We start from the raw sequence: 24,219 nt of genomic DNA on the forward strand, positions 1-24,219 counted from the left end.
GCGGTCAGTCTGCCATGGACCGACCGCGTCGACGACGCGGCGGAACCGAGGAGCGCGGTGATATGTCAGAGGGGGCATCTACACTGGGGGCACGATGAGCGACTTCGAACTTCTGGATCCCTCCGGTGTACCGGTCGGCGGCGACGACTCTCTAACTGCCGGCCTGAATCCGGCGCAGGAGCGTGCCGTTACGGCGCGCGGCCAGGCGCTGCTCATCGTCGCGGGTGCCGGGTCGGGCAAGACCCGTGTGCTGACCCACCGCATCGCCTCGCTGATCCGGGGCCGGGAGGCGTGGCCGAGTCAGATTCTCGCCATCACCTTCACGAACAAGGCGGCGGCCGAGATGCGCGAGCGCATCGAAGGCCTGCTCGGTGCATCGGCGGAGGGCATGTGGGTATCCACGTTCCACTCCGCGTGCGTCCGCATTCTCCGTCGTGAGGCGGAACGCTTCGGGTACGGGTCGGGCTTCACCATCTACGATTCGGCCGACTCGCGTGCACTGCTGAAGCGGATCATCAAGGACCTCGACGCCGATAGCTACGGATTCACGCCGGCGAACACCGGATCGAAGATCTCCCGGCTCAAGAACGAGCTCTCGGACGCCGACTCCTACACCGCCACGATGAACGCGTCCGACCCCCGCGACCGGCTCTTCGCCGAGATCTTCCGCACGTACGACGCGGAGCTCCGGCGCGCCCACGCGTTCGACTTCGATGACCTCATCGGGCAGACGGTGCACCTCTTCCGTGCCCACCCCGATGTCGCCGCGATCTACCAGCGTCGTTTCAGGCACGTGCTCGTGGACGAGTATCAGGACACCAACCACTCGCAGTACGCACTGATCCGCGAGCTGACGAAACCGGTGGCTCCCGCGGACGCCGAGCGACTCGTGCCCCCCGTGCGCGACGCGGAGGTCGACGGAACGGGCGCGATCCCGGGCGCCAGCCTGACGGTGGTCGGCGACTCCGATCAGTCGATCTACGCCTTCCGCGGAGCCGACATCCGCAACATCGTCGAGTTCGAGCGCGACTTCCCGGGAGCCGAGGTGGTCAAGCTCGAGCAGAACTACCGCTCCACGCAGAACATCCTGAGCGCCGCCAACGCCGTTATCGGGAACAACTTCGATCGGCAGGAAAAGAGTCTCTGGACCTCCGAAGGCGACGGCAAGCGCATCGTCGGCTTCACCGGGTACTCCCAGCACGACGAAGCCCGATTCGTCGCGGAGGAGATCGAGGAGTTGCATCGCTCGGGCCTGGCCTACAGCGACATCGCGGTGTTCTATCGCACCAATTCTCAGACGCGTGCGCTCGAAGAACTCCTCATTCGCTCGGCGGTGCCGTACCGCGTGCTCGGCGGCACGAAGTTCTACGAGCGGGCGGAGATCAAGGACGCGATGTCCTACCTCACGAGCATCGCGAATCCGTACGATCCCATTTCATGGTCCCGTCTGCTCGGCGTGCCGAAGCGCGGCATCGGACCGATGGCGGAGGCGCACCTCGCGAACTTCCAGGAGGCGCAGGGTGTGTCCTTCCACGAGGCGATGCTGCGCGCCGGCGAACTCTCGTTCGGACCGAAAGTGCTCTCGGCGATCACGGGTCTCGGCGATCTGCTGAGCCGCGCCGCACGCATGGCCGCGGGCGGCGGAGCGACGGACGACTCCGACTCCGAGAAGCAGCCGGCGCCCGTCGGCGACCTGCTCAAGCTGATCCTCGATGAGACGGGCATGGTCGAGCGCCTGCGCGAGAAGCGCGACCCTCAGGACGAGGCCCGGGCGGAGAACCTCGAAGAACTCGTCTCCGTAGCTCGCGAATTCGACGCGAAGAACCCCGGGGCGGGGCTCGTCGAGTTCTTGACAGAGGTGAGTCTCGTCGCGGCCGCCGACGACCTCGACGATGCGAGCGGCACCGTGTCGCTCATGACCCTGCACACCGCCAAGGGGCTCGAGTATCCTGCGGTGTTCATCACCGGCGTCGAGGAGGGGCTGCTCCCGCATCAGATGTCCGTCGATGAGGTCGGGGGCATCAGCGAGGAACGCCGCCTGATGTACGTCGGAATCACCCGCGCACGGCAGCAGCTGTTCATCACGCTCGCCTCGACGCGCGCGCAGTTTGGCGACATCTCGGTGGCGATGCCCTCCCGCTTCCTCCAGGAGATTCCCGAGCACCTCATCGAGTGGCGGCAATCACCCGGTGAAGTCACCGGGCGCGGCGGAACGGAATCTCGGGCGCTCAATGCCCCGCGATCCGGCTCGAGGCCGACGCGCTCAGGAGGGAGCACGAACTCGAGTGTCACATTCGGGAGCGGCGGCGGGCGCGGGAGCGCCGCGCTCGCGGAGCCGGCCAGCGGCAACATGCAGTCGGCGCTCGACAAGTGGCGGGAGCGGAAACGGCTCGCCAAGGAGCAGCAGGCCGCAGGCGGCGGCTTCCCGAACCTCGTCGGCGGAAACGTGCGCGACAACGGTGATCTCGAGTTGGCTGCGGGTGATCGGATCTCCCATGAGGACTACGGAGAGGGCCGGGTGACCGGTGTTACCGGTGCCGGATCGAAGCGCATCGCCCATGCCGTGTTCGAATCGGTCGGAGAGCGAAAACTCCTCGTGAAACTCGCCCCCATCACCAAACACGAGTAACCCGATACCGCTCCCCGGCAGAGGCGCTATATTGAGATCCGGGGTGACTATGCGACAGGTGCGTTTCAATCGGGCCGTTCGATGAACGGGATAGATCGGCGAGCCCTGTTGACGCGTCTTTGGTGGCACCACGACGCTCACTCGATTTTCATGAGCATCGCCGCCGCGCTGCTCAGCGTCACGCTCGTCGTCGACATCTCCACGAGCAGCGACGCCTACGGCGTCGGGCCGCTCGCCGTCATCCTGACAGTGACGGTCACGATGTGGGTGGTGGTCCTGATCAGGGGCGCCAAGATCTCTCGCGCGTTCGGGCTGGCGGCGGTCTGCGCTTTCGGCCTCGCGCAGGTCTTCTTCCTCAGTGGTCTGAGCGACCCGAAGGGCGCGGTCAGTAGTCTGCAGGAGCTCCCGATCCTGGGCTTCTACCTGGGCTGGTTCGTCCGCCCCGCTCTCGCGCGCTCCCTCATGGCCGTCACCCTCACCGCGCTCATCGTGGCGATCACGACGAACCCCGACTTCGCTCCCGACGGTCAGCTGGGGGTGCCGACAGCCGTTCATGGACTGCTCAGCGCCGTGTTCTGCTTCGAGGTCGGCAGCTATCTGTGGCGCCGCTCAACGGTGCTCGCCAACACCGATCCGCTCACCGGCGTGCTGAATCGCCGGGGGTTCCTCGCGGCGCTGCGGGGCGAATTGCGAGCGCCGGCAGCGTCCCAGCGCAAGCACCCGATGGTCTTCGTCGTCATCGACTTCGACGACTTCAAGCAGGTCAATGACACCCTCGGGCACGCTGAGGGGGACCGTGTGCTCCGGGATACCGTCGCCGAGTGGCAGCGGGAATCGCGCACCCGCGACCTCATCGCGCGGACCGGAGGCGACGAGTTCGTCATGCTCCTCAAACGTACCGACGAGCGGCACGCAGAGGCGATCATGGGGCGACTGCAATCGGAATCTGCGCACCCCTGGTCGTGGGGTGCGGTGACCGTGGAGGCGGACGACTCGGCCGAGTCCCTCTTCGCTCGAGCAGACCTGCGGCTCTACGCGCAGAAGAGCGCTCGGAAGGGAGCGACATGAGGCGCGCTCCGGGGCGCAGGCCCGAGTTCCGGCTGCGCGCCGCGGCGGAGATCGTGGTGAAGCGCTTCGTCGCCTGGCAGACCCCCTTCTCCGTTGTCAGCGGCCTCATGCCGGGCGTCCTGGTGATCGTCTTCATGTCCGACTACTTCGTGGGGCACGAGGGCGTGAATCGTCCGCAGATCCTCAGGTGGGTGCTGCTGTTCAGCGTCGCTGCCGTCATCCCGTTCCTCCTTGGGCGCCGGTACCCCGGCTGGTTGGGGCTCCTGATGGTGGGCATCTACGCCAGCTGGATCACCTACTTCATCGCCTTCGTGAGCCACGTTCACGCCCACGTGAGCGCGCTGCTCGAACTCCCCGTCGTCGCGCTCTACCTCGGCTGGTTCTACCGGCCGCGCATCGGCCGACCATTCATGCTCGCCTGCGTCGTCGCGGTCATTATCGCGGCGATCCTGAATCCCGAGATCGCGGGCCCCGGTGTGCCCGCGTGGATCACCACGGGGTACGCGATCATGATCGCCAGCCTCGGGTACGAGGGTGGCGTCTTCGTTCGGCGCATGGCAGACGTGCGTCTCGAGGTCGACGAACTCACCGGTGCGCTGAACCGGCGCGGACTCGAGCGGCGCACACGCGTTGCGACGCGCAGCGCCGCGCGCGAGGGGGATCCCCTGAGCTGCGTGGTCATCGATTTCGACCGCTTCAAAGAACTCAACGACAGCGCCGGGCATGCGGCGGGAGACAGCGCGCTGCGCGAAACGGTCGTGCACTGGATGCGCCACATGAACCGGAGCGACCTCATCGCGAGGACCGGGGGTGACGAGTTCGTCATCGTCCTGCACTGCTGTGCCGAGGACGCGCGCATGCTGGTGGAGGACGTCAGACGGGCGTCGCCGCACCCCTGGTCGTACGGCATCGCAGCGTTCCCCCCTGGGGAGACGCTCGACGGGGCGATCGCGCGCGCTGACGAGCACCTCTACCACGCACGGGAAGATCGGCGTCGGGAGGCTTGAGGAGCCGGTGATACACTCGAATGCGGTCGATATTTCTCTCGACATCGAGACGTTTTTGCCTCGGAACACCCCGACCAAGCAAAGGACAGTACGTGGATCTGTACGAGTACCAGGCCCGAGACCTTTTCGAACGCTACGAGGTTCCCGTCCTCGCAGGCATCGTCGCAGACACCGCTGAGGAGGTGCGCGCAGCGGCCGAGAAGCTCGGCGGCGTGGTGGTCGTCAAGGCTCAGGTGAAGACCGGTGGTCGCGGCAAGGCCGGCGGCGTCAAGGTCGCGAAGAACCCCGACGAGGCATTCGAGGCTGCGCAGCAGATCCTCGGCCTCGACATCAAGGGCCACACCGTTGAGCGCGTGATGGTGGCCGCAGGGGCCGACATCAAGGAGGAGTTCTACTTCTCGGTGCTCCTCGACCGCGCCAACCGCTCCTACCTCTCGCTCTGCAGCGTCGAGGGCGGTATGGAGATCGAGCAGCTCGCCGTCGAGAAGCCCGAGGCGCTCGCGCGCATCGAGGTCGACCCCATCACCGGTATCGACGCTGCCAAGGCAGAGGAGATCGCTCGCGCCGCGAACTTCCCCGAGGAGCTCGTGTCGAAGGTCGTCCCGGTCTTCCAGAAGCTCTACGCCGTCTACGCGGGCGAAGACGCGACGCTCGTCGAGGTCAACCCGCTCGTCCTCACGGGCGAGGGTGACATCATCGCGCTCGACGGCAAGGTCTCGCTCGATGAGAACGCCGAGTTCCGTCACACCGAGCACGCTGAGCTCGCCGACAAGTCGGCCGAGAACCCGCTCGAGGCGAAGGCCAAGGAGCAGGGCCTGAACTACGTGAAGCTCGACGGCGAAGTCGGGGTCATCGGCAACGGCGCCGGACTCGTGATGTCCACGCTCGACGTCGTCGCCTACGCCGGCGAGAGCCACGGCAACGTGAAGCCCGCCAACTTCCTCGATATCGGAGGTGGCGCGTCGGCCGATGTCATGGCAGCCGGTCTCGACGTGATCCTCGGCGATCCGCAGGTCAAGTCGGTCTTCGTGAACGTGTTCGGCGGCATCACGGCCTGCGACGCCGTCGCAAACGGCATCGTCGGTGCCCTCGACAAGCTCGGCGACGCGGCCAACAAGCCCCTCGTCGTCCGTCTCGACGGGAACAATGTCGAGGAGGGGCGGGCGATCCTCGAGCGCGCGGCTCACCCGCTCGTGACCCTCATGCCCACCATGGACGAGGGCGCCGACAAGGCGGCCGAGCTGGCCAACGCCCGATAGACAGCGACGAGACGCGGAAAGAAGTACACACTTATGTCGATCTTCCTCAATAAGGATTCCAAGGTCATCGTCCAGGGCATCACCGGCGGCGAAGGCACCAAGCACACGGCGCGCATGCTCGCTGCAGGCACGAACATCGTCGGCGGCGTGAACGCGCGCAAGGCCGGGACCACCGTCTCGCACGTCGACGCTTCAGGCGCCGAGGTCGAGCTGCCCGTCTTCGGCTCGGTCGCCGAAGCCATGGAGGCAACGGGCGCAGACGTTTCGGTCGCGTTCGTGCCGCCGGCCTTCACGAAGGACGCTGCCGTCGAGGCCATCGACGCGGGCATCGGCCTGCTCGTGATCATCACCGAGGGCGTGCCGGTCAAGGACTCGGCCGAGCTTTGGGCGCACGCGAAGGCGACCGGTGGCAAGACCCGGATCATCGGACCGAACTGCCCCGGCATCATCACGCCGGAAGAGGCGCTCGCGGGCATCACCCCGGCGAACATCACGGGCAAGGGCCCGATCGGTCTCGTGTCGAAGTCGGGCACCCTGACCTACCAGATGATGTTCGAGCTGCGCGATCTCGGGTTCTCCACCGCCATCGGCATCGGCGGCGACCCCGTCATCGGCACCACGCACATCGATGCGCTCGAGGCGTTCGAGGCCGACCCCGAGACGAAGGCGATCGTCATGATCGGCGAGATCGGCGGCGACGCCGAGGAGCGCGCAGCCGAGTACATCAAGGCGAACGTCACCAAGCCGGTCGTCGGCTACGTCGCGGGCTTCACCGCTCCCGAGGGGAAGACGATGGGCCACGCCGGTGCGATCGTCTCCGGCTCGGCCGGTACCGCCCAGGCGAAGAAGGAGGCCCTCGAGGCCGCCGGCGTCAAGGTCGGCAAGACGCCGTCCGAAACCGCGCGCCTGCTGCGCGAGGTGTACCAGAGCGTCGCGTAAGCGCGCTCCCTCCTCGAGACCCTGAGATCCGGGTCACTGGGGTCGGGTTCCGCAGTCGCGGACCCACCCCCAGTGACCCGGATCTTTGGGTTTCAGTCGTTCACAGGCAGGCGGTCTCCCTCTCGTCGACTCGTTCTCGTGGATCATCCTTGCGCGGGAGTGGGGGACGGGGATTCTGGAAGCATGAATCGTCGCGCCGCACTTCCCGCCCACCTCGAAGGGGTTGCTCTGAGCGCAGCCGAGCTGCGAGCGGCAGGAGTGTCGGCCAGCCGGATGCGCGCGAAAGATCTGCAACGGTCCGCGCGCGGCGTGGTGATGCTTCCCTCGCGCAGCAACGACACATCGACCCTCGAATACCGGTGTCGCACACTTCTCCCGATCCTGAACGAGCACCAGATCTTTTCCCGGCGCACCGCCGCGCAGCTTTGGGGGGTTACCGTCGCCGGAACCACCAGCCGGGCGGGTCGAGATCGGGTCCCCGCATCCATCACGTGCGCCGCGTCGACCTGAGGTGAGTGGACATCGTTTCAGGGCCGGCAGCGTTGAAGTGACGCGACTTCGTGGTCTGCCCGCACCGACTCCCGAAGACACCTGGTGTCTGCTCGGCGGCGTGGTGACCTGGAGCGACCTCGTGGTCGTGGGTGATGCGCTCGTCTCCGGAGGACGGAACACGGGCGGGTCCCGGAGCCCTCCTCTTGCGACGCCGGAATCGCTGGCCGATGCTGCTGGACGGTATCGCGGCACCTCGGGGTCTTCCCGACTCCGGCACGCCCTTCGGTATCTGCGCGCGGGTGTGGACTCGCCCGCGGAGACGCGACTTCGCCTGATCATCGTGCTGGCCGGGCTTCCGGAGCCCCTCGTGAGCTGTCCGGTCGACGTAGGCGTTCGCGTGCTCCATGCGGATCTCGGATATCCGGATCTGCGCCTCGCGATCGAGTACGAGGGACGGTATCACTTCATCGGCGGCGAGGAGCGCGCGCGCTTCGACGTCGAGCGCATTGAGCTGATGCAGTCGGCTGGATGGCGGGTGCTGCGCGCGACCGCGAGAGACCTGCGTGACCCCGACGGTTTCTGCAAGCGGCTGCACATCGCCAGAGCACGCGCGCTCCAGTCGAGCTGAGGAACCCGACCCCATGCTCACTTTTCGGGTCGCTGAGTGACGGTTCAGGGGTGATCGGACCCGCAAGAAGTGACCCGAGTTTGCCGGGAACGGTTGGGCGAACGAAGGAAGCGGGGATGGGAGCGCTGACGGGGGATACTGGAGGGATGGATCAGCGCACTGCACCGCACCCGAAGCCCGTCGGCGCCCACCTCGTCGGCAGCATCAACTTCGATGATGCGGAGACCACGATCCGCACGGCGGCCGAGCATCTCGGCGATCGACTGAAGCGAATTCCCGACGGTGAGGTGGGGGAGCGCTTCCACTGGATCGCGTTCCAGCCCGGCCGTCTCGCCCAGGCGGAGGGCATCGAGCGGGTGGGCGATGAGCCCGTGAGGCTCCGCATGCTCGATATTCGGCCGATCAGGCTTGCGGCGGGCGTGAATGCGGCGGATCTGGTGCTCCCGGAGCTCGGGTACGCCGCGGCCGCCATCGAGTCCTGGGGGACCTTCGACCGGTTGCAGCGGGAGGGAGTCGTTCCGGCGGGTACCCGCTTCCAGGTGTCCCTACCCACTCCGGTGGGCGTGGTCGGCAGTTTCGTCCGCGCTGAGGATCGCGCCGCCTTCGAGCCGGTGTACGAGGCGGCCCTTGCTGCTGAGCTCGACCGCATCCTGCAGACGATTCCCCACGAGCGCCTCGCGATCCAGTGGGACGCGGCGCTCGAGTTCGCGATCCTGGAAGAGCTCGCCCCGGCGGGCAGTCGCTACGAGTGGTTCGACGACATCTGGGCCGGCACGAGCGAGCGTCTCGCGAGACAGATCGATCGGGTGCCGGTGGACGTCGAGGTGGGAGTGCATCTCTGCTACGGGGACGTGGCCGAGCACCACTTCGTGGAACCGGCTGACACCGCGAAGCTGTCCCGGTTCGCGGGTCTCGTGGCGGATCGGGCGACTCGCGAACTCGACTGGGTGCACCTGCCGGTGCCGATCTCCCGCGACGATGACGCCTATTTCGCGCCGCTCGGGGAACTCGCGATTCCCGATGCGACCGAACTCTACCTGGGGCTCGTCCACCGGGAGGACGGTGTGGCGGGCGCCGAACGGCGCTTGGCCGCCGCGCAGCGCCACGTGCGCCGCCCGTTCGGGGTCGCAACCGAGTGCGGATTCGGCCGCGCCCCCGAGGGGACGACGCTGCCGCTCTTCGAGACGCACCGCGCGGTCACCGCCGCCTGGGGGCAGCGGTGACCGCGCCGGCGGCGCATCAGCCGCGGAGCCGCTCCATGGCGGGGTCGTAGAGCGGATCGTCGACCACCGTCGCCGGAATGACGCGGTCGAAATACTCGATCTCGACGGAGTCCCCGGTCCCGACGCCGGTGGGCAGCCAGGCGTACGCGATCGGTGCGCGCACGGTGTACCCGTAGGCGGCACTGGTGACGTAGCCGGCGACCTCGCCATCGACGCGCACGGGCTCCTTGCCGAGGACGACCGAGACGCCGTCGTCGATGGTGAGGCAGCGCAGGCGCTTTGTCGCAGCGGCGGCGCGGGCGGCGAGCGCATCCTTGCCGACGAAGTCATCGGTCTTCGACGCCTTCACGGCGAAGCCGAGGCCGGCCTGCTCGGGCTCGTGCTCGCTCGTCATGTCGGTGCCGAATGAACGGAAGCCCTTCTCGAGACGCAGGGAGTTGAACGCTTCCCTGCCCGCTGCGATGAGTCCGTACTCCTGGCCGGCCGCGAAAATCGCGTCCCACAGCCGGTGGCCGACGTCGGCCGATGCGTAGAGCTCCCACCCGAGTTCGCCGACGTAGGACAGTCGCATCGCCGTGACAGGGAGGCCTGCGACCGTGATCTCCTTCGTGCGGAAGTACTTCAGGCCCTCGTCGGTGAGGTCGTCGTTCGAGACTTTCGCAATGACCTCTCGGGCGAGCGGACCCCAGAGGCCGATGCAGCAGGTCCCGGCCGTCGTCTCCTGCACCGTCACCCACTGCGCGGGATCGGCGGCGCTCTGGGCGCGGGCCTCTCGTGAGATGTAGGCGAAGTCGATGTTGCTGTTGGCGCCGACCTGGTAGGTCTGTTCGTCGAGGATCGCCACCGTGATGTCGCTTGTGATGCCGCCCGCCTCGTCGAGGAGGAGCGTGTAGCTGACCGCACCCGGCTTGCGCAGCATGCTGGAGGTCGTGAGCCGGTGCAGCAGGGGGCCTGCGCCTGGGCCGATGACGGTGAACCGCTTGAGCGCGGTCATGTCGTACATGGCGACGGCGGTGCGGGTCTTCCAGGCTTCGACGGCGGAGATCGGCGAGTGGAATTGCGCGGCCCACGCGTCGCGCTCCGGGGCGGCCCATTCTGCGGGGAGCTCGGGCAGGAGCGCGGCGTTCGCCTCGTACCAGTGCGGGCGCTCCCACCCGTTCGTCTCGAGGAAGAACGCGCCGAGTTCGCGCTGCCGGTCGTTGAATGGGCTGAGGCGCACGTCGCGCGGAGAGAGGCGCGGCTGCAGCGGGTGGAGGATGTCGTAGATCTCGACGAAGTTCTGCTGCGACGTCTCGCTCACGTACTCGGGAGTGGTGAGGGCGTCTTCGAAGCGGTTGAGGTCGAGACCGCTGAGGTCGGTATGGGAGTGGCCCAGGGCGATGAGTTCGGCGACGGCCTTCGCGACGCCGGCGGCGTGGGTCACCCACACGGCCTCGGCCACGAAGAATCCGTCGACCTCGCGTGACTCGCCGACGAGCGACCCGCCGTCAGGGGTGAAGGAGAAGATGCCATTGAAACCGCGTTCGACCTCGGTGCCGCGGAGTTCGGGCAGGAGCTCCTGCGTGGCCTCCCACTCGGTCACGAAGTCTTCCGGGGTGAACTCGAGACTCGACGGCATGCGGTCGCCCGTGATCTCGTCAGGGCGGTACGCGCGGAGCGTGTCGAGGTCGATGGGCATCGGGCGGTGCGCGTACGATCCGATGCCGATGCGCTCGCCCCACTCGCGGTAGTAGAGATCCCGGTCCTGGTAGCGCAGGATCGGGCGGCTCGTGCTGTCGGGGTACTCGTTGACGCCGGCGAGGCTCGCCACCGGCTGAGTCCACGCGAACTGGTGGCCGAGGGGCAGGAGGGGGATCGGGGTTCCCACCATCTTCCCGATGTTCGGCCCCCAGAATCCGGCGCACGACACCACGATGTCGGCGGGGAAGCGCTCCTCGCCCGCGATGACGGCGGTGACCCTGCCGCCCGACTGCTCGATGTCGGTGACGACGGTGCCGCCGCGGAATTCGACACCGGCGGCCTGGGCGCGTTCGATCACGAGTTGTGTGCCCTGCGCGGCGAGGGCGCGTCCATCACCCGGTGTGAGGAGCCCTCCGAGTACGAGGTCTGGGTTCAGCATGGGGAACTGGCGGAGGCATTCCTCGGCGTCGATGACGTGCGCCTCGACGCCCCATGACCGGTTCCACCCGGCGCGCCGGTGCAGATCCTGCATGCGCTCGGGTGTCGTGGCGATCTCCAGGCCGCCGACCGCTTGGAAGGATCCCTTCCCGTCCGGACCGATAAGTGAGCTGAGCTTCTCAATCGTGTACTGCGCGAACTCGGTCATCGACTTCGAGCCGTTCGAGGAGAAGACCAGGCCGGGGGCGTGCGACGTCGAACCTCCGGGGAGGCGCAGCGGACCCTGTTCGAGGACCAAGACATTGTCGTGTCCGAGCTGGACGAGTTCGTCGGCGAGGTTCGCGCCGACGATGCCCGCGCCGATGATGACGATGCGGGGGGTGGCGGTCTGGGACATCGGGAACTCCCTCGTTCGATGTGTTGCGTATTACGCACGGTGTGCGCGCTATGCAACTATTCTCTCGTGTGATGGACTGGCCACGCAAGGAGCGCGGCGTTGACTTCATGCTCAGGCGTCGATCACCAGGTCGGACTGCGGTGTCGAGCAGCAGGGAAGGAACTTGCCCGCCTCGATCTCACGCGCGCGGATGCCGCCCTGGTGGTGCATCTCCACCTCGCCCTCGATCTTCACGACCTTGCAGGAGCCGCACATCCCCTCCTGGCAGTTCATCGGAATCCGCACTCCTGCGCGTTTCGCGACTTCGAGCACTCGTTCGTCTCGGTCGATCCGCACGTTCTTCCCCGTGCGGATGAAGCGCATCGTGAACTCGCCGTCGCCGACGGTCTCGAAGTCCGCTGCGGAGGTGTTGTCCTCGAGGGCGGGATCGGGCTCGACCGCCGCTTCGGGGTGGTCCGATGCGGCCTCCGCAGCGGGAACCGTGTCCGGCTCCTCCGTGAGTCGTTCAAGCCGGAGTCCGTCAGCCTCCAGGGTGCCGTCGGCATCGTGGCTCGGAGTGTAGAGGTCGAACGCGGCGGGCTGCTGCTCGTAGTACTCGTCGGTGGCGGCAGCTGTGTGCTCCTCGGCGAGCTCGCCAGCGAGTGCGACTTCCTCCTGGTACTGCTTGAGCGTCTGGCGATCGCCGGAGAAGTACTCCACGTTGATGGAGGAGTCGTCGACGCCGACTTTCGTGAGCATGTCCACCGCCGCGTTCAGGTAGCCCTCTGGGCCGCAGGCGAACACCTGTCTGCCGTTCGCGTCCGGTGCGACTTCGTCGATCATGGCGGGGGTGAGCCGACCGACCATGCCCTCCCAGGTGCCGGGGATGCTGCGGTCGCCGAGGGAGTAGACGACGGTGATGCGCGAGTCGGTCGCGGCGAGGTGTTCCAGCTCTTGCGAGTAGGTGAACCCTCCGGGAACGGCTCCGTGGTAGAGCATCACCACGTCGGCGTGACCGGGGAGTGTGTGGATCGTGCGGATCATCGACATCAACGGGGTCACGCCGGCGCCGGCGGCGAGGAAGAGATAACGGGCGCGGCGATCGACATCGGGCAGATGGAAAGCGCCGACCGGGCCCAGCATGTCAAGCACGGTGCCCGGTCGCACGTGGTCGTGCACCCAGGGGGAGACGAGGCCGCCCGGATCCCGCTTCACGGTGATCGCGAAGGTCCAGGGTTGGGTGGGCGCGCTCGACAGCGAGTAGCTCCGGTCCACCGGAGCCTCGTCGGAGCCGTGCACCGGGAACTCGATGTTGAGGTACTGCCCCGAGCGGAAGGCGAGCGGCGCCCCGTCGAGTCTGCGGAACACGAACGTCATCATGTCGCCGGCCTCAGGGATCGTCTCGACGCACTCGGCGAGGAACTCCTGCGGGTGCCATGGGCCGAGTGCCCGCGCCGCTCCCTCGGGGGTCGCCGAGCTCCGGAGCACCCGGTTCCACGGCATCTCGAGACCCCGGATCCGCTGGGCCTGGGTGAGCGCGGAGGGGGCGTGGGTCATGCCACGTGCTCCAGCATCCGCTGCACGTACCAGTTGATGAAGGCCTCGACCTGGTACTCGCTCTTCATGTATGGTCCTGGTTCGTACATCGGGCTCGCGGCGCCCTGCTGGCACAGTTCCACGAACGCCTTGTCCTGCAGGTTCGTCTGCTTCCAGGTGTGGGTGAGCTTGTCGAGGTCGTAGTCGACGCCCTCGACGGCGTCGTCCGCCACTAGCCAGGTCGTGCGGACGAGTGTCTGATGCTCGTTGATCGGGAACGCGCCGAAGGTGATGACGTGGTCACCGAGGAAGTGGAACCAGCTGTTCGGCTGCAGGTGCATCGAGCAGCGCCCGAGGCGGAAGTCAGGCAGATCGCCGAGCAGCTTCTTCGACAGGCGGTGGCCGTCGGGGGAGAACGACTCCCCGTCCCCGTCGAGGGACTCGCGGGAGATCCGGATCCCCGCTACGCGGGTATCGAGCTCCTCCACGACCTCGTAGGGAAGACCGTAGCGGCGGCAGCGGTACTCCAGTGACGCCTGCGCGTTCTGGTTGCGGTCCCAGACGTCCTCGAGGTGCTTCGGGACGGTCTCGTCGGTGAGGCCCCACGTCGGGAACAGTGAGCATGCGAGCTCGGGGTGGCCATCGCAGTGGTAGCACTCGCGATTGTTCTCCATCACGAGCTTCCAGTTGCCCTCTTCGACGATGTTCTGCTGGTAGGCGACCTTCGTCTTCGAAAGCTCGTGCGGGGCGAGGTACGGTTCGAAAATCTTGGCGGTCTCGTCGAAGTCGGTGGGGGGCTCCTCGGCGAGGCAGATGAAGATGAGCCCGGCGACGATCTTTCCGTGAGCGCGTTTGAGGGCGTAGCACTCCTTGTCGAAGTCGATCTCGCCTGGCGCCGAGGCGTGGATGAGGTCGCCCTCTGGAGAATACGTCCAGGAGTGGTACCCGCAGACGAGGTTGCCGGTCGTTCCAGTCGGCTCGGTGAGGACTCGCGCGCCCCGGTGGCGGCACACGTTGTGGAGCACGTTGACGCCCTCGTCGTCGTTCCGCAGCACGACGAGCGAGTATGGGCCGTAGTCGATGGTGACGTAGTCTCCTGGTTCGGGAACCTCGGCCACGCTGGCCGCATAGATCCAGTGCTCGCCGAAGATGGCGCGCATGTCGAGTGCGAAGAGTGCCGGGTCGGTGTAAAAGGGGGACTCGAGCGAGAAGCCTGCGCGGCGGCGCTCGAGCAGGTCGGTGATCTCCTCGAGTTTCTCGTCGGCGATGCCATGTCCGGTCGAGGGTTTGGCTGGGGACAGATTGATTGCAGGGGCCAAGATTCATCTCCACTGATGCAGGGGCGCCGCCGACCGCCGTGATCGTCGACGACGCTGAGGAACGAGCTGCTGTTGGCTACCTAACCAAACTTCCTGCTGCAACAAAAGCGTCAAATAGTGGTGGATTTCATGCATAATGACTGCATGATTGACTCGCGGTTGCTCACCCTCCGAACGTTCGCCCGCTGCGGCACGGTTTCGTCCACGGCGGAGCTCACCGGTTACTCGCCTTCAGCGGTGTCGGCGCAGCTGCGCGAGCTGCAGCGCGCGCTCGATATGCAGTTGCTCGCGAAGGACGGGAGAGGGCTCCGCCTCACGGCCGCGGGGCGATATCTCGTCAAGCGCTCAGACGGGCTCGTCGCCGAGTGGGAGTCCATCAAGGCGGCTGCGCTCCGCGCGGGAGAGCAGACGCCGACGCACTTCGGGATGGGCGGGTTCTCGACTGCCGCGTCGAATCTCCTCGCTCCGCTCGCGGCGCACCTGAAGCACGAGCACCCCGGCGTGCAGGTCCACGTGCTGGAGGCGACGCCTGCCCGCTGCCTGGACCTCCTCGTCGCGGAGCGGGTCGACCTCGCAGTGGTGATCGCCAGTCAGACCGAGGGGCAGTTCGACGGAGATCCGAGATTCGAGCAGATCGGTCTGTTGAACGACCCGCTGGACGCCATCGTTCCGGCCGACCATCCGGTGGCAGGGCGGGGACCGGTGACGCTCGAGGAACTCGCGAATGAGGAGTGGATCACCGACGTTCCGGGCACTCCGTATCACGACCTTTTCACTGCGGCGTTCTCGGCACTCGGCTTGACTCCCCGCGTCTCGCACGAGGCGACCGAGTGGGACACGTCGACCGCGCTCGTCGAAGCCGGGCTCGGCATCGGCCTCGTTCCGCGGCTCGCGAGTCTGGAGAGTGCGCGCAACGTCGTGCGAGTGCGGATTGCGGGACAGCGCCGCCCGATGCGCAAGATCGTCGCGGCGGTCCGGGCGGGGAGTGCGGGATCTCCGCTGATCACCGAAGCTCTCGCGCATCTTCGCGCGACCGCGAAGGCGATTCTCGAGTCACGGCTCGACGACGAGAGTTGAGTCGTCAGGGCGGACCTCGACGGGTCGCGGCTTGACAGGTGCCTCCAGGAGCACGGAGAATGCTCGGACGGCCTCATATTCAACTGATATTCCAGTTGTCGAGCGAGGAATCATTTCCCACAACGAAGTAGGAGAGTCACCGATGAGCAACAAGGCAGTGAGCTACGCGGGCCCGGGCAAAGTCGAGGTCATCGACACCGAGTACCCGGATTTCGTGCTGAAAGACGGTCCCGGGGTCAACCCGGCGAACGTCGGGCGTCGCGTCGACCACGGCGTGATCCTGAAGACCATCGCCACCAACATCTGCGGGTCCGACCAGCACATGGTGCGCGGTCGCACCACCGCCCCCGAGGGGCTCGTGCTCGGTCATGAGATCACGGGCGAGGTGGTCGAGGTCGGTCGCGACGTCGAGTTTGTGAAGGTCGGCGACGTGGTCTCGGTACCGTTCAACATCTCGTGCGGGCGTTGCCGCAACTGCAAGGAGGGCCAGACCGGCATCTGCCTGAACGTGAATCCGGACCGCCCGGGCTCCGCGTACGGCTACGTCGACATGGGCGGCTGGGTGGGCGGCCAGGCCGAGTACGTGCTCGTGCCCTATGCGGACTGGAACGTCCTGAAATTCCCTGACCGCGACCAGGCGCTCGAGAAGATCCTCGACCTCACCATGCTCTCGGACATCTTCCCGACCGGCTTCCACGGAGCCGTCGGCGCGGGGGTGGGCGTCGGTTCGACGGTCTACGTCGCCGGGGCGGGTCCCGTCGGCATCGCTGCAGCGACATCGGCGCAGCTGCTGGGCGCATCCGTGGTCATCGTCGGTGACCTCAACGAGGATCGTCTGGCGAAGGCTCGTGCGTTCGGCTGCGAGACGGTGAACGTGGGTCAGGGCGATCCGAAGGACCAGATCGAGCAGATCCTCGGGGTGCCCGAAGTCGACTGCGGTATCGACGCGGTCGGTTTCGAAGCCCGTGGACACGGTGCCGATGCCGCGAAGGAGCAGCCGGCGGTCGTGCTGAACTCGCTCATGGATATCACCCGAGCCGGCGGCAATCTCGGTATTCCCGGTCTCTATGTCACTGAGGATCCCGGTGCTGCGGATGAGGCGGCGCGTGTCGGATCGCTGTCCATGCGGTTCGGTCTCGGATTCGCGAAGTCGCACCGATTCGTGACCGGCCAGTGCCCGGTCATGAAGTACAACCGCGGGCTGATGCAGGCGATCCTGCACGACAAGGTGAGTATCGCGAAGAACGTCAATGCGACGCCGATCTCGCTCGATGAAGCCCCCGCCGGATATGCCGCGTTCGACGAGGGTGCGGCGCAGAAGTTCGTGCTCGACCCGCACGGGATGATCAAGCGCTGAGTCTCAGCGTCGTGAGGGGCCGTGTCGTGCGACGACACGGCCCCTTCGGCGTCTCTGAGTCGACGACCGGCCTAGACTGATGAGCATGCATGACGACGCCGCCGGGCCGGGAGATCCCGCGAGTGAAGCAGGCCCGGTGCAGGCGGTGGATCGCGCTCTCCGCATCCTCGAGATCATCGCCGATGGCGGAGCGCAGTCCGTGAGCGCTGTGGCTCGCGAGCTCGGCGTCCACCGCTCCACCGCTTTCCGTCTGCTCGGCACGCTCGAGGGGCGCCGCTTCGTCACGCGTGACGCCGACGGCGCCTACGCGCTGGGCAGCGGCGCACTGCGCATCGCTGGAGCGGTTACGACCCGCGTCGACTTCGCCAGGGAGTCACAGGTGATCTGCGACGAGGTGACTGCAGCGATCGGCGAGACCTCGAATGTCGCCATCCTGGTCGATGGGGACGCCGTGAACATTGCGCAGACGACCGGCACGAGCAGCGTTGCCGTGCGGGACCAGTTCGTCGGCCAGCGCACGCCGGGCCACGCCACCTCATCCGGTAAGACACTGCTCGCCTACGCTGACGAGGACACGTGGCAGCGGGGCAGCGCAGGGCTCGTGAGATTCTCCGATCGCACGATCGTCGACCCCGAGGCGCTGCGGAGCGAATTGCGCAGCATCCGAGAACGGGGTTGGGGGAGCGCGCTCGCGGAGTGGCAGGAGCACACCAACGCTGTGGCGGTTCCGGTGTTCGCCGGAGACGGTACCGTCATTGCCGCACTCAGCGCCACCGCACCGGCCTTCCGCATGCCGGAGGACGACCTGCCGGAGCTCGCCGCTCGGCTGCGCGGCTTCGCCGATGAATTCGCGAGGCGGCTCGGCCACCTGGCGCCGGGCCGCCGCACCCTCTGAGAGCGAGGCGGCCCGGCACGCCAGTCGGCAGTGATTCGGATTACGGGACCCGTACCACCTGGGTGTCGAGTGCTGCGTGCTTGGTCTCCGGAGCCCAGAGCATCGAAGCGACCCACCCGACGATCGGGAAAGCCGCGAGCAGCAGCAGCGTCCCGCTGGCGCCGAACGCGGAGAGCGCGAGCGGGAAGAGGTACGTGGCCCCCGCAGCGCCGATCCGGCTCATCGCCGCAGAGAAGCCGACTCCGGTACTCCGAAAGCGCGTCGAGAACATCTCGGGCGGGTAGACGTACTGGATGCTGTTCGAAGCGACGATGATGAAGACGAACGCGCTGAACACGATGAGCTTCAGGAGGGGTGGCTGGTCGGCCCACAGACCGAGGTAGAGCAGCAGGGCCGCGAGGATCCCGAACGTCCAGATGACGAACCCTCGCCGCGTCATCACGTACAGCAGCCAGAGCCCGAACGCGGCTCCCGCGAGTTGGAACGCGTTCATCACGAGGTCGAGGCCGAAGCCTCCGCTGAACCCCAGCTCATCGAGAACGGGGTTGATGAACGTGAAGATCGCGAAGAGCGGACCGACCTGACAGAACCAGAACAGGCCGGCGTACAACACCCGACGCCAATCATTCTCCACGAAGAAGTCGCGCAGCGTGGTACTGGTCGTCGATTCGACGGCGGGGTGGAGCGTATAGCCGTCGCCGTAGTGACGGGTGACGATCTCCTGGGCCTCCCGCTCCCGACCCTGACTCTGCAACCATCGTGGTGATTCGGGGATCCCGAGCCTGATGAGGAGGACGATGAGCGCGGGGACGGCGCTCGATGCCAGCAACCAGCGCCACGCCTCGGGATCCCAGAAGTGGGAGACGACGAAGGCGGCGATGAATCCCACGAACCAGAATGGGCCGATCGCTCCGACGAGCACGGTGCGCTTCGCTACCGGAGCGAATTCAGCGAGCAGCGAGGTGCCCACTGCGTACTCCACGCCGATGAGCAGGCCGAGCACCAGACGCAGCGCGACGAGATCCCAGGTGCCGACGACGAACAGCTGCAGGAGCGACACCACCGTGAAGCCGACGAGATTCCAGAAGAACACGCGTTTGCGGCCGAAGCGGTCGGCCACGCGGCCGAAGAAGAGCCCGCTGATGAAGATGCCGATGAGCGCGCTCGCGGCGATCAGCCCGGTCCCGAGCAACGAAAGACCGAGCTCATCGGTGGCGGGGACGACGGCGCCTCCGATCACGCCGAGAATGTAGCCGTCCACGAAGATGCCGCCCAGGCAGGCGATGGTGACGAGGACGACGATGCGATTCACGGGAGCGGCGTCGTAGGGAGTCGTGCCGGTGGCCGTGGGCAGGGAGGAAGGCTGCGTCGTGCTCACGCGCGCACCCCCTCGGTGAAAGAAGGAATCATGGTCAGGACTCCAGTAGTTGAACAGAGAACGGTGAGCGGGGCCGACGGGCTCAGCGGAGCACGACGGTGCGTCCGCCATTCAGGAAGACGCGGGACTCGCAGTGCCACTTCACGGCCTCGGCGAGCGCCTTCGACTCGGTGTCGCGACCGGCAGCCACGAGATCCTCGGGACTGTACGTGTGGTCGACCGGCTGCACCTGCTGCGCGATGATCGGTCCCTCGTCCAGTTCGTGGTTCACGTAGTGCGCCGTGGCTCCGATCGTCTTCACGCCGCGCTCGTAAGCCTGATGGTAGGGCTTGGCGCCCTTGAACGACGGGAGGAATGAGTGGTGAATGTTGATGGCGCGGCCCGTCAGCTCCCGAGAGAGGTCATCCGAGAGGATCTGCATGTACCTGGCGAGGACGACGAGGTCGATTTCGAACCGGTCGATGATGTCGAGCAGCTTCGCCTCTGACTGCGGCTTCGTCTCAGCGGTGATCGGGACGTGGTAGAAGGGGATGCCGTGCCACTCGACGAGCTGACGGTGATCAGGGTGATTCGAGACCACGGCGGCGATCTCGGCCCGGAGCTCACCGGTTCGCTCACGGTAGAGCAGGTCGTTCAAGCAGTGCTCGAACTTCGACACCATGATGAGTACACGGGGTCGCACGTCGCCCGGCTTGAGACCCCACTCGGCCCCGTAGGTCTCGGCGAGCTCTCCGAACTCGGTCTCGAGCGCAGAGACGTCATCCGCCTCTGCGACGGTGAGGGCGAAGTGCGCGCGGAAGAAGAAGCGCTGCGTCACCGGATCATCGAACTGCTTGAGTTCAATGATGTCGCCGTCGTGGTGCACGAGCGCGCCGGTCAGTGCGTGGACGATACCCGTGCGCTGCGGGCACGAAAAGGTCAGAATGAACTCGTTCTTCGCGGTCATGTTGCTTCCTTGCAAGTCAGGTCGTCAGAGAGGTGAGGGGCGCGCGGGAACCCGGTCCGGTCTACGCCCCGCCGAGGCCCCGAGTGGCGAAGCCGGAGGCGCGGAACTCGCGCATGCCGTCGATGAGCCAGAGCACGGTGTATTCGGCGAACGATGACCTGGGCAGGATGCGGAAGGCGTTGTGCTCCGCTCGGTGGATGATCACGGGTATCGTCCCGAGCAGTGTCTGCACCGCCTGTCCGACCTGGAAGGCGCGGGGGTGGAGGTCGACGTGGCAGCCCTTCTCGAGCACCGCTCTGGCCTCGCTGCCGGAGAGCTCGATGATGGTCCGGTTCCCCGAGAGGTCGATGACCTGACCCGGGAGTCCTTCGAGGGTCGCCGCTGCCGCATCGGCCTCTCCGGGCTCCTGACGGCGCGAGACGTCGATGACCAGGAACTCGTCGGGTGAGAGCCAGAGGCAATGGAGTCCGTGAGCGTCTCCCGTGGTCTGCCCGCACCACGTCGGCAGAACGATGCCGAGACTCTCTTCCACCCGTTCGGCCGAAGCGGAGCCAGGCCGCGCTCGCACGCCGAGCTGGGGTGCGAACGCGATCTCGCGCACCGCAACGACTCCGGGGACCTCTGCGGCCGACATCTCGTCGGCGAGGCCGGCTGCGGGTGAGCGGCGCAGCTGATCGAGGTGGGTGGTGTTAGCCATCGCGACGGCTCCCTTCGGGGTCGAACAGGATTTGCGGGGTGATCTCGACGTCGATGAGGCGGCCATCCTTCGGGGTCTGCACGATTTCACCGGCGCGCTCGCGACCATTCTCGATGAGGGCGAGTCCGAAGGGATGGCCGAGCGCGGCCGAGAGATATGAGGAGGTCACGTGGCCGATCATGGGTACCGGTCCGTCCTCGGGAGTGACCGGGGTGCCCGAGACGATGAGCTGTGCGCCTTCGTCGAGGCGTGTCTCCCGGTCGACCGGGACGACTCCGACAAGGTGCTTCCGGTTCGCGCGCATGTTGTCGTCACGCGAGTATGATCGCTTCCCGACGAAGTCCTTGAGCTTCGAGACCGCCCATTCCATGCCGGCGTCCTGCGGCGTCACGGTGCCGTCGGTGTCCTGGCCGATGATCACGAGTCCCTTTTCGGCGCGGAGCACGTGCATCGTCTCGGTGCCGTACGGGGTGATGTCGAACTCCGCACCGGCTTCCGCGATGAGTTCCCACGTCGAGAGACCGTAGAAGTTGTCGACGTAGACCTCGAACGCGAGCTCTCCCGAGAAGGACACGCGGGCGATCCGCGCCGGCACGCCGTTCGCGAGCGTGGTCTCCCGGTACGCCATGAACGGGAATGCCTCGTTGGAGACGTCGATGTCGGGGGCGATCTTCCCGATCACCGCGCGGGATTTCGGCCCGGCGACCGCGACGACGTTGTACTGCTCGGTCGCCGAGGTGAAGCAGACATCGAGCTCGGGCCACTCGGTCTGGTGCCACTCCTCGAGCCAGTCGAGGACCTTGGCGGCACCGCCGGTCGTCGTCGTCATGAAGTAGCGGTCGTCGGCGAACCGCATGGTGACGCCGTCGTCGAAGAGCATGCCGTCCGGGGTGCACATGAGTCCGTACCTGCCCTGACCCACCTTGAGCTTCGCGAAGCCGTTGGTGTAGATCCGATTGAGGAACTCGGGGGAATCGGCGCCCCGGATCTCGATTTTGCCGAGAGTCGAGGTGTCCTGGAAGCCGACCGACTCGCGCACAGCCGCGCACTCGCGCAGGACGGCCGTATCCACGTCCTCGCCGTCCTGCGGGTAGTACCACGGCCGCTTCCACTGCCCGACGTCTTCGAACAGCGCACCGTGTGCGACGTGCCATGGGTGAATGTTGGTCACGCGCGCCGGGTCGAAGAGTTCACCACGGCGTCGACCCGCGAGCGCCACGAACGGCACCGGGGTGTACGGTGGCCGGTTCTTCGTCGTGCCGACCGCGGAAGGATCCTGGGAGTTGAGCACGGCCGCGATCACTCCCATGGCGTTGACGCCCGACGTCTTCCCCTGGTCGTTCGCCGTCGAGATCGACGTGTAGCGCTTGATGTGCTCCGGCGAACGCATGCCTGCGCCCGTCGCGCGGAGCACGTCGGCGACCGTCTGGTCGCGTTGCAGATCGACGAAGTGAGTGCGCCATTCGTCAGCCGCGGCCGACTCGAGCGAGGCGCCGCGTGCCGGCACGATCCACAGCGGGCGGACTGCCGCGTCGGGGATCACGTCCGAAGCGGAGGGCACGACGAGTGGAGCGGTGTACCCGAGATCGCGAGCTGCCAGGTGACCGGCCTCGGCACCCTCCCTGAGAGAGGACGCGAGACTGGTCGCGCCGTTCGCCGATCCGACGACGGCCTGGTTGTTGACCGGGGCTTCTGGCACGAACGCCGCGAGGTGGTCGTCCCACCGCACCAGACCCTGCCGGTTCGTGTGCAGATGCAGAACGGGGGAGTGCCCGCCCGAGACGGCGAGCAGGTCCGCGTGGAGTTCTTCGTGCTCGCCGACCGGCCGACCAGCAGCGTCGAGAGCCGAGACGACTACTGCTGAGAGCCTGCCATCGGTTTCCGCTGCGGTGTCGAACAGGACCGAGTCTGACGCCGAGGCGGTGTCGACCACGGCGGAGCCGAAGATGCCGCGGACACCGGTCTCCGCGAGCACGGCATCGGCGCGCGCCGACGCCTCAGGGCGGGAGTCGACGACTGCGGCGACCTGCAGTTCGGCGTCGATCAGGTCTTCGACCAGTGCGTATGCCGCGTCGTTCGTCGTCGCGACGACGACGCGCGAACCCGGAGCGACGGCGTACCGGTTGAGATAGGTGCGTACGGCGCCTGCAAGCATGATGCCTGGCCGGTCGTTGTTCGCGAAGACGATCGGGCGCTCGTGCGCGCCGGTGGCGAGGACCACGCGTTGCGCGCGCACGTGCCACACGCGCTGCCGCGAGACGCCGGCCGCGGCGAGCCGCTCGCGTTCGGCTGCGGGGAGGTGCGCCGTGCGGCGCTCGACGGCGATCACGTAGTTGCTGTCGTAGCTGCCGATCGCCGTGGTGCGGGGAAGATAGGTGAACTCGTCGTGTGCGTCGAGTCGGTCGATGGTCGCGCTCGCCCAAGATACGGAGTCCTGCTCATCGATCTCGCCGTCTTCGCTGCCAGGCCGAGAGGAGAGCAGGCTTCCGCCGGGGAGCGGCTGCTCGTCCATGAGCAGCACTCTGGCACCGGTCTTCGCCGCCTCGCGAGCTGCAGCGAGGCCGGCCGGCCCCGCGCCGACGATCAGTACGTCGGTGTGCACGTGACGATGGTCGTACACGGCCCCGTCACCCGCGGGGTCGAGACGCCCGAGACCCTGAAGCCATCGCGCTTCGAGTCCACTGCAGGCGTGGATGGTGGTGGCGGGCAGCATGGACTCTGCGGGCTGTCCGCTCTGCTGAGAGGAGACGTGGAGGAGAGCGTTGGGCTCCTCCACGCCCGCGGTCAGAATGCCTCGGGGGCGCGCGAGGTACAGGGACGGGCCGCAGGCGATCCGATCGGCGGCGATCGCAGCGCTCGCGACGGTGTCTCCATCGAACCCGTGAACATCGCCTCCGTCGAGCGTGAACGTGAAGGCGTCTTCCCGGTCGATGCCGTGGCCGGGGGAGTGAGCGGGGGACAGGCGCGAGGCAGTCATCGTGCGCTCCCTTCGATGTTGGGGGTCTGCTGACCCATGGGGTACACGGCGAGGAACTCGTAGGTCACGGTGTCGCGCACGGCATTGAACCACTTCCGGCAGCCGGCCGCGTGCTGCCAGCGTTCGGCGAAGGCGCCCTTCGGGTTATCGCGGTAGAAGAGGTACTCGGCCCACTCCTGATCGGAGAGCGCGTAGGGATCCTCGGGGTAGGCGACGTGCGCCTGGCCGCCGTAGTGGTATTCGACCTCGTCGCGGGGTCCGCAGTTCGGGCAGTCGATGAGCAGCATGAGCGTGCCTT

At 66.9% G+C, this 24,219-nt stretch carries 18 protein-coding genes; 10 read left to right on the plus strand and 8 right to left on the minus strand.

What is annotated here, in order from left to right; genetic code table 11:
- Positions 1 to 94 precede the first annotated feature (94 nt).
- From K8P10_RS05790 to K8P10_RS05820, 7 genes are all read left to right on the plus strand, one after another.
- Entirely contained in the window at positions 95 to 2,629 is a 2,535-nt protein-coding gene (locus K8P10_RS05790) for an ATP-dependent helicase (RefSeq protein ID WP_224780854.1), read from the plus strand.
- Positions 2,630 to 2,779: 150 nt separating this feature from the next.
- On the plus strand, positions 2,780 to 3,697 hold the full coding sequence (locus K8P10_RS05795) for a GGDEF domain-containing protein (RefSeq protein ID WP_224780855.1): 918 nt from the start codon (positions 2,780 to 2,782) through the stop codon (positions 3,695 to 3,697).
- The gene (locus K8P10_RS05800; RefSeq protein ID WP_224780856.1) at positions 3,694 to 4,704 is read left to right on the plus strand and encodes a diguanylate cyclase; all 1,011 of its coding nucleotides are present in this window, start codon (positions 3,694 to 3,696) and stop codon (positions 4,702 to 4,704) included. The genes K8P10_RS05795 and K8P10_RS05800 overlap by 4 nt, the downstream gene beginning before the upstream one ends.
- 92 nt (positions 4,705 to 4,796) lie before the next feature.
- Positions 4,797 to 5,963, plus strand: a complete 1,167-nt coding sequence (gene sucC, locus K8P10_RS05805; protein ID WP_224780857.1) for an ADP-forming succinate--CoA ligase subunit beta — start codon at positions 4,797 to 4,799, stop codon at positions 5,961 to 5,963.
- A 33-nt stretch (positions 5,964 to 5,996) separates the two neighbouring features.
- The gene (gene sucD / locus K8P10_RS05810) at positions 5,997 to 6,902 is read left to right on the plus strand and encodes a succinate--CoA ligase subunit alpha (protein WP_224780858.1); all 906 of its coding nucleotides are present in this window, start codon (positions 5,997 to 5,999) and stop codon (positions 6,900 to 6,902) included.
- A gap of 547 nt (positions 6,903 to 7,449) precedes the next feature.
- A complete protein-coding gene (locus K8P10_RS05815) occupies positions 7,450 to 8,022 on the plus strand; it encodes an endonuclease domain-containing protein (RefSeq protein WP_224780859.1) in 573 nt (190 codons plus the stop codon).
- Between the two features lie 146 nt (positions 8,023 to 8,168).
- Positions 8,169 to 9,245 carry a hypothetical protein gene (locus tag K8P10_RS05820; RefSeq protein ID WP_224780860.1) on the plus strand — a complete coding sequence of 359 codons (1,077 nt, stop codon included), beginning with the start codon at positions 8,169 to 8,171 and terminating at the stop codon, positions 9,243 to 9,245.
- Between the two features lie 16 nt (positions 9,246 to 9,261).
- Here the strand turns inward: K8P10_RS05820 and K8P10_RS05825 are convergent, their stop codons facing one another.
- The 3 genes from K8P10_RS05825 to K8P10_RS05835 all read right to left on the minus strand — a co-directional run bounded on the left by K8P10_RS05825 (position 9,262) and on the right by K8P10_RS05835 (position 14,582).
- Entirely contained in the window at positions 9,262 to 11,760 is a 2,499-nt protein-coding gene (locus K8P10_RS05825) for an FAD-dependent oxidoreductase (RefSeq protein ID WP_224780861.1), read from the minus strand.
- Between the two features lie 111 nt (positions 11,761 to 11,871).
- Positions 11,872 to 13,296 carry a flavin reductase family protein gene (locus K8P10_RS05830; RefSeq protein WP_224780862.1) on the minus strand — a complete coding sequence of 475 codons (1,425 nt, stop codon included), beginning with the start codon at positions 13,294 to 13,296 and terminating at the stop codon, positions 11,872 to 11,874.
- Positions 13,293 to 14,582 (minus strand): SRPBCC family protein, encoded by a 1,290-nt coding sequence (locus K8P10_RS05835; protein ID WP_370631999.1) that lies wholly within the window; start codon positions 14,580 to 14,582, stop codon positions 13,293 to 13,295. The genes K8P10_RS05830 and K8P10_RS05835 overlap by 4 nt, the downstream gene beginning before the upstream one ends.
- Before the next feature lie 156 nt (positions 14,583 to 14,738).
- Between K8P10_RS05835 and K8P10_RS05840 the strand changes: the two genes are divergently transcribed.
- The 3 genes from K8P10_RS05840 to K8P10_RS05850 all read left to right on the plus strand — a co-directional run bounded on the left by K8P10_RS05840 (position 14,739) and on the right by K8P10_RS05850 (position 17,923).
- Positions 14,739 to 15,671, plus strand: a complete 933-nt coding sequence (locus tag K8P10_RS05840; protein WP_224780863.1) for a LysR family transcriptional regulator — start codon at positions 14,739 to 14,741, stop codon at positions 15,669 to 15,671.
- A gap of 142 nt (positions 15,672 to 15,813) precedes the next feature.
- Positions 15,814 to 17,028, plus strand: coding sequence for a formaldehyde dehydrogenase, glutathione-independent (gene fdhA, locus K8P10_RS05845; RefSeq protein WP_224780864.1), 1,215 nt, complete (start codon positions 15,814 to 15,816; stop codon positions 17,026 to 17,028).
- A gap of 85 nt (positions 17,029 to 17,113) precedes the next feature.
- Entirely contained in the window at positions 17,114 to 17,923 is an 810-nt protein-coding gene (locus tag K8P10_RS05850) for an IclR family transcriptional regulator (protein ID WP_224780865.1), read from the plus strand.
- Between the two features lie 40 nt (positions 17,924 to 17,963).
- On the opposite strand, the gene K8P10_RS05855 is transcribed toward K8P10_RS05850, so the two are convergent.
- From K8P10_RS05855 to K8P10_RS05875, 5 genes are all read right to left on the minus strand, one after another.
- Positions 17,964 to 19,301, minus strand: coding sequence for an MFS transporter (locus K8P10_RS05855; RefSeq protein WP_224780866.1), 1,338 nt, complete (start codon positions 19,299 to 19,301; stop codon positions 17,964 to 17,966).
- Between the two features lie 82 nt (positions 19,302 to 19,383).
- Positions 19,384 to 20,247, minus strand: coding sequence for a formyltetrahydrofolate deformylase (gene purU / locus K8P10_RS05860; RefSeq protein WP_224780867.1), 864 nt, complete (start codon positions 20,245 to 20,247; stop codon positions 19,384 to 19,386).
- Between the two features lie 61 nt (positions 20,248 to 20,308).
- Positions 20,309 to 20,944 carry a sarcosine oxidase subunit gamma gene (locus K8P10_RS05865; RefSeq protein WP_224780868.1) on the minus strand — a complete coding sequence of 212 codons (636 nt, stop codon included), beginning with the start codon at positions 20,942 to 20,944 and terminating at the stop codon, positions 20,309 to 20,311.
- Positions 20,937 to 23,921 (minus strand): 2Fe-2S iron-sulfur cluster-binding protein, encoded by a 2,985-nt coding sequence (locus K8P10_RS05870; RefSeq protein WP_224780869.1) that lies wholly within the window; start codon positions 23,919 to 23,921, stop codon positions 20,937 to 20,939. The genes K8P10_RS05865 and K8P10_RS05870 overlap by 8 nt, the downstream gene beginning before the upstream one ends.
- Positions 23,918 to 24,208 carry a sarcosine oxidase subunit delta gene (locus K8P10_RS05875; protein WP_224780870.1) on the minus strand — a complete coding sequence of 97 codons (291 nt, stop codon included), beginning with the start codon at positions 24,206 to 24,208 and terminating at the stop codon, positions 23,918 to 23,920. Before K8P10_RS05875 ends, K8P10_RS05870 begins: the two co-directional genes overlap by 4 nt.
- Positions 24,209 to 24,219: the final 11 nt, after the last annotated feature.

The organism is Leucobacter sp. Psy1 (genome assembly GCF_020096995.1).
GTDB lineage: Bacteria > Actinomycetota > Actinomycetes > Actinomycetales > Microbacteriaceae > Leucobacter.

What these genes read in the sequence shown, in the direction of transcription:
- K8P10_RS05800 (WP_224780856.1), top strand. Translation starts at nt 3,694, where the DNA reads ATGAGGCGCGCTCCGGGGCGCAGGCCCGAGTTCCGGCTGCGCGCCGCG.
- K8P10_RS05790 (WP_224780854.1), top strand. Translation starts at nt 95, where the DNA reads ATGAGCGACTTCGAACTTCTGGATCCCTCCGGTGTACCGGTCGGCGGC.
- purU (WP_224780867.1), bottom strand. Translation starts at nt 20,247, where the DNA reads ATGACCGCGAAGAACGAGTTCATTCTGACCTTTTCGTGCCCGCAGCGC.
- K8P10_RS05795 (WP_224780855.1), top strand. Translation starts at nt 2,780, where the DNA reads ATGAGCATCGCCGCCGCGCTGCTCAGCGTCACGCTCGTCGTCGACATC.
- sucD (WP_224780858.1), top strand. Translation starts at nt 5,997, where the DNA reads ATGTCGATCTTCCTCAATAAGGATTCCAAGGTCATCGTCCAGGGCATC.
- K8P10_RS05840 (WP_224780863.1), top strand. Translation starts at nt 14,739, where the DNA reads ATGATTGACTCGCGGTTGCTCACCCTCCGAACGTTCGCCCGCTGCGGC.
- K8P10_RS05830 (WP_224780862.1), bottom strand. Translation starts at nt 13,296, where the DNA reads ATGACCCACGCCCCCTCCGCGCTCACCCAGGCCCAGCGGATCCGGGGT.
- fdhA (WP_224780864.1), top strand. Translation starts at nt 15,814, where the DNA reads ATGAGCAACAAGGCAGTGAGCTACGCGGGCCCGGGCAAAGTCGAGGTC.
- K8P10_RS05825 (WP_224780861.1), bottom strand. Translation starts at nt 11,760, where the DNA reads ATGTCCCAGACCGCCACCCCCCGCATCGTCATCATCGGCGCGGGCATC.
- K8P10_RS05820 (WP_224780860.1), top strand. Translation starts at nt 8,169, where the DNA reads ATGGATCAGCGCACTGCACCGCACCCGAAGCCCGTCGGCGCCCACCTC.
- K8P10_RS05865 (WP_224780868.1), bottom strand. Translation starts at nt 20,944, where the DNA reads ATGGCTAACACCACCCACCTCGATCAGCTGCGCCGCTCACCCGCAGCC.
- K8P10_RS05870 (WP_224780869.1), bottom strand. Translation starts at nt 23,921, where the DNA reads ATGACTGCCTCGCGCCTGTCCCCCGCTCACTCCCCCGGCCACGGCATC.
- K8P10_RS05875 (WP_224780870.1), bottom strand. Translation starts at nt 24,208, where the DNA reads ATGCTGCTCATCGACTGCCCGAACTGCGGACCCCGCGACGAGGTCGAA.
- K8P10_RS05850 (WP_224780865.1), top strand. Translation starts at nt 17,114, where the DNA reads ATGCATGACGACGCCGCCGGGCCGGGAGATCCCGCGAGTGAAGCAGGC.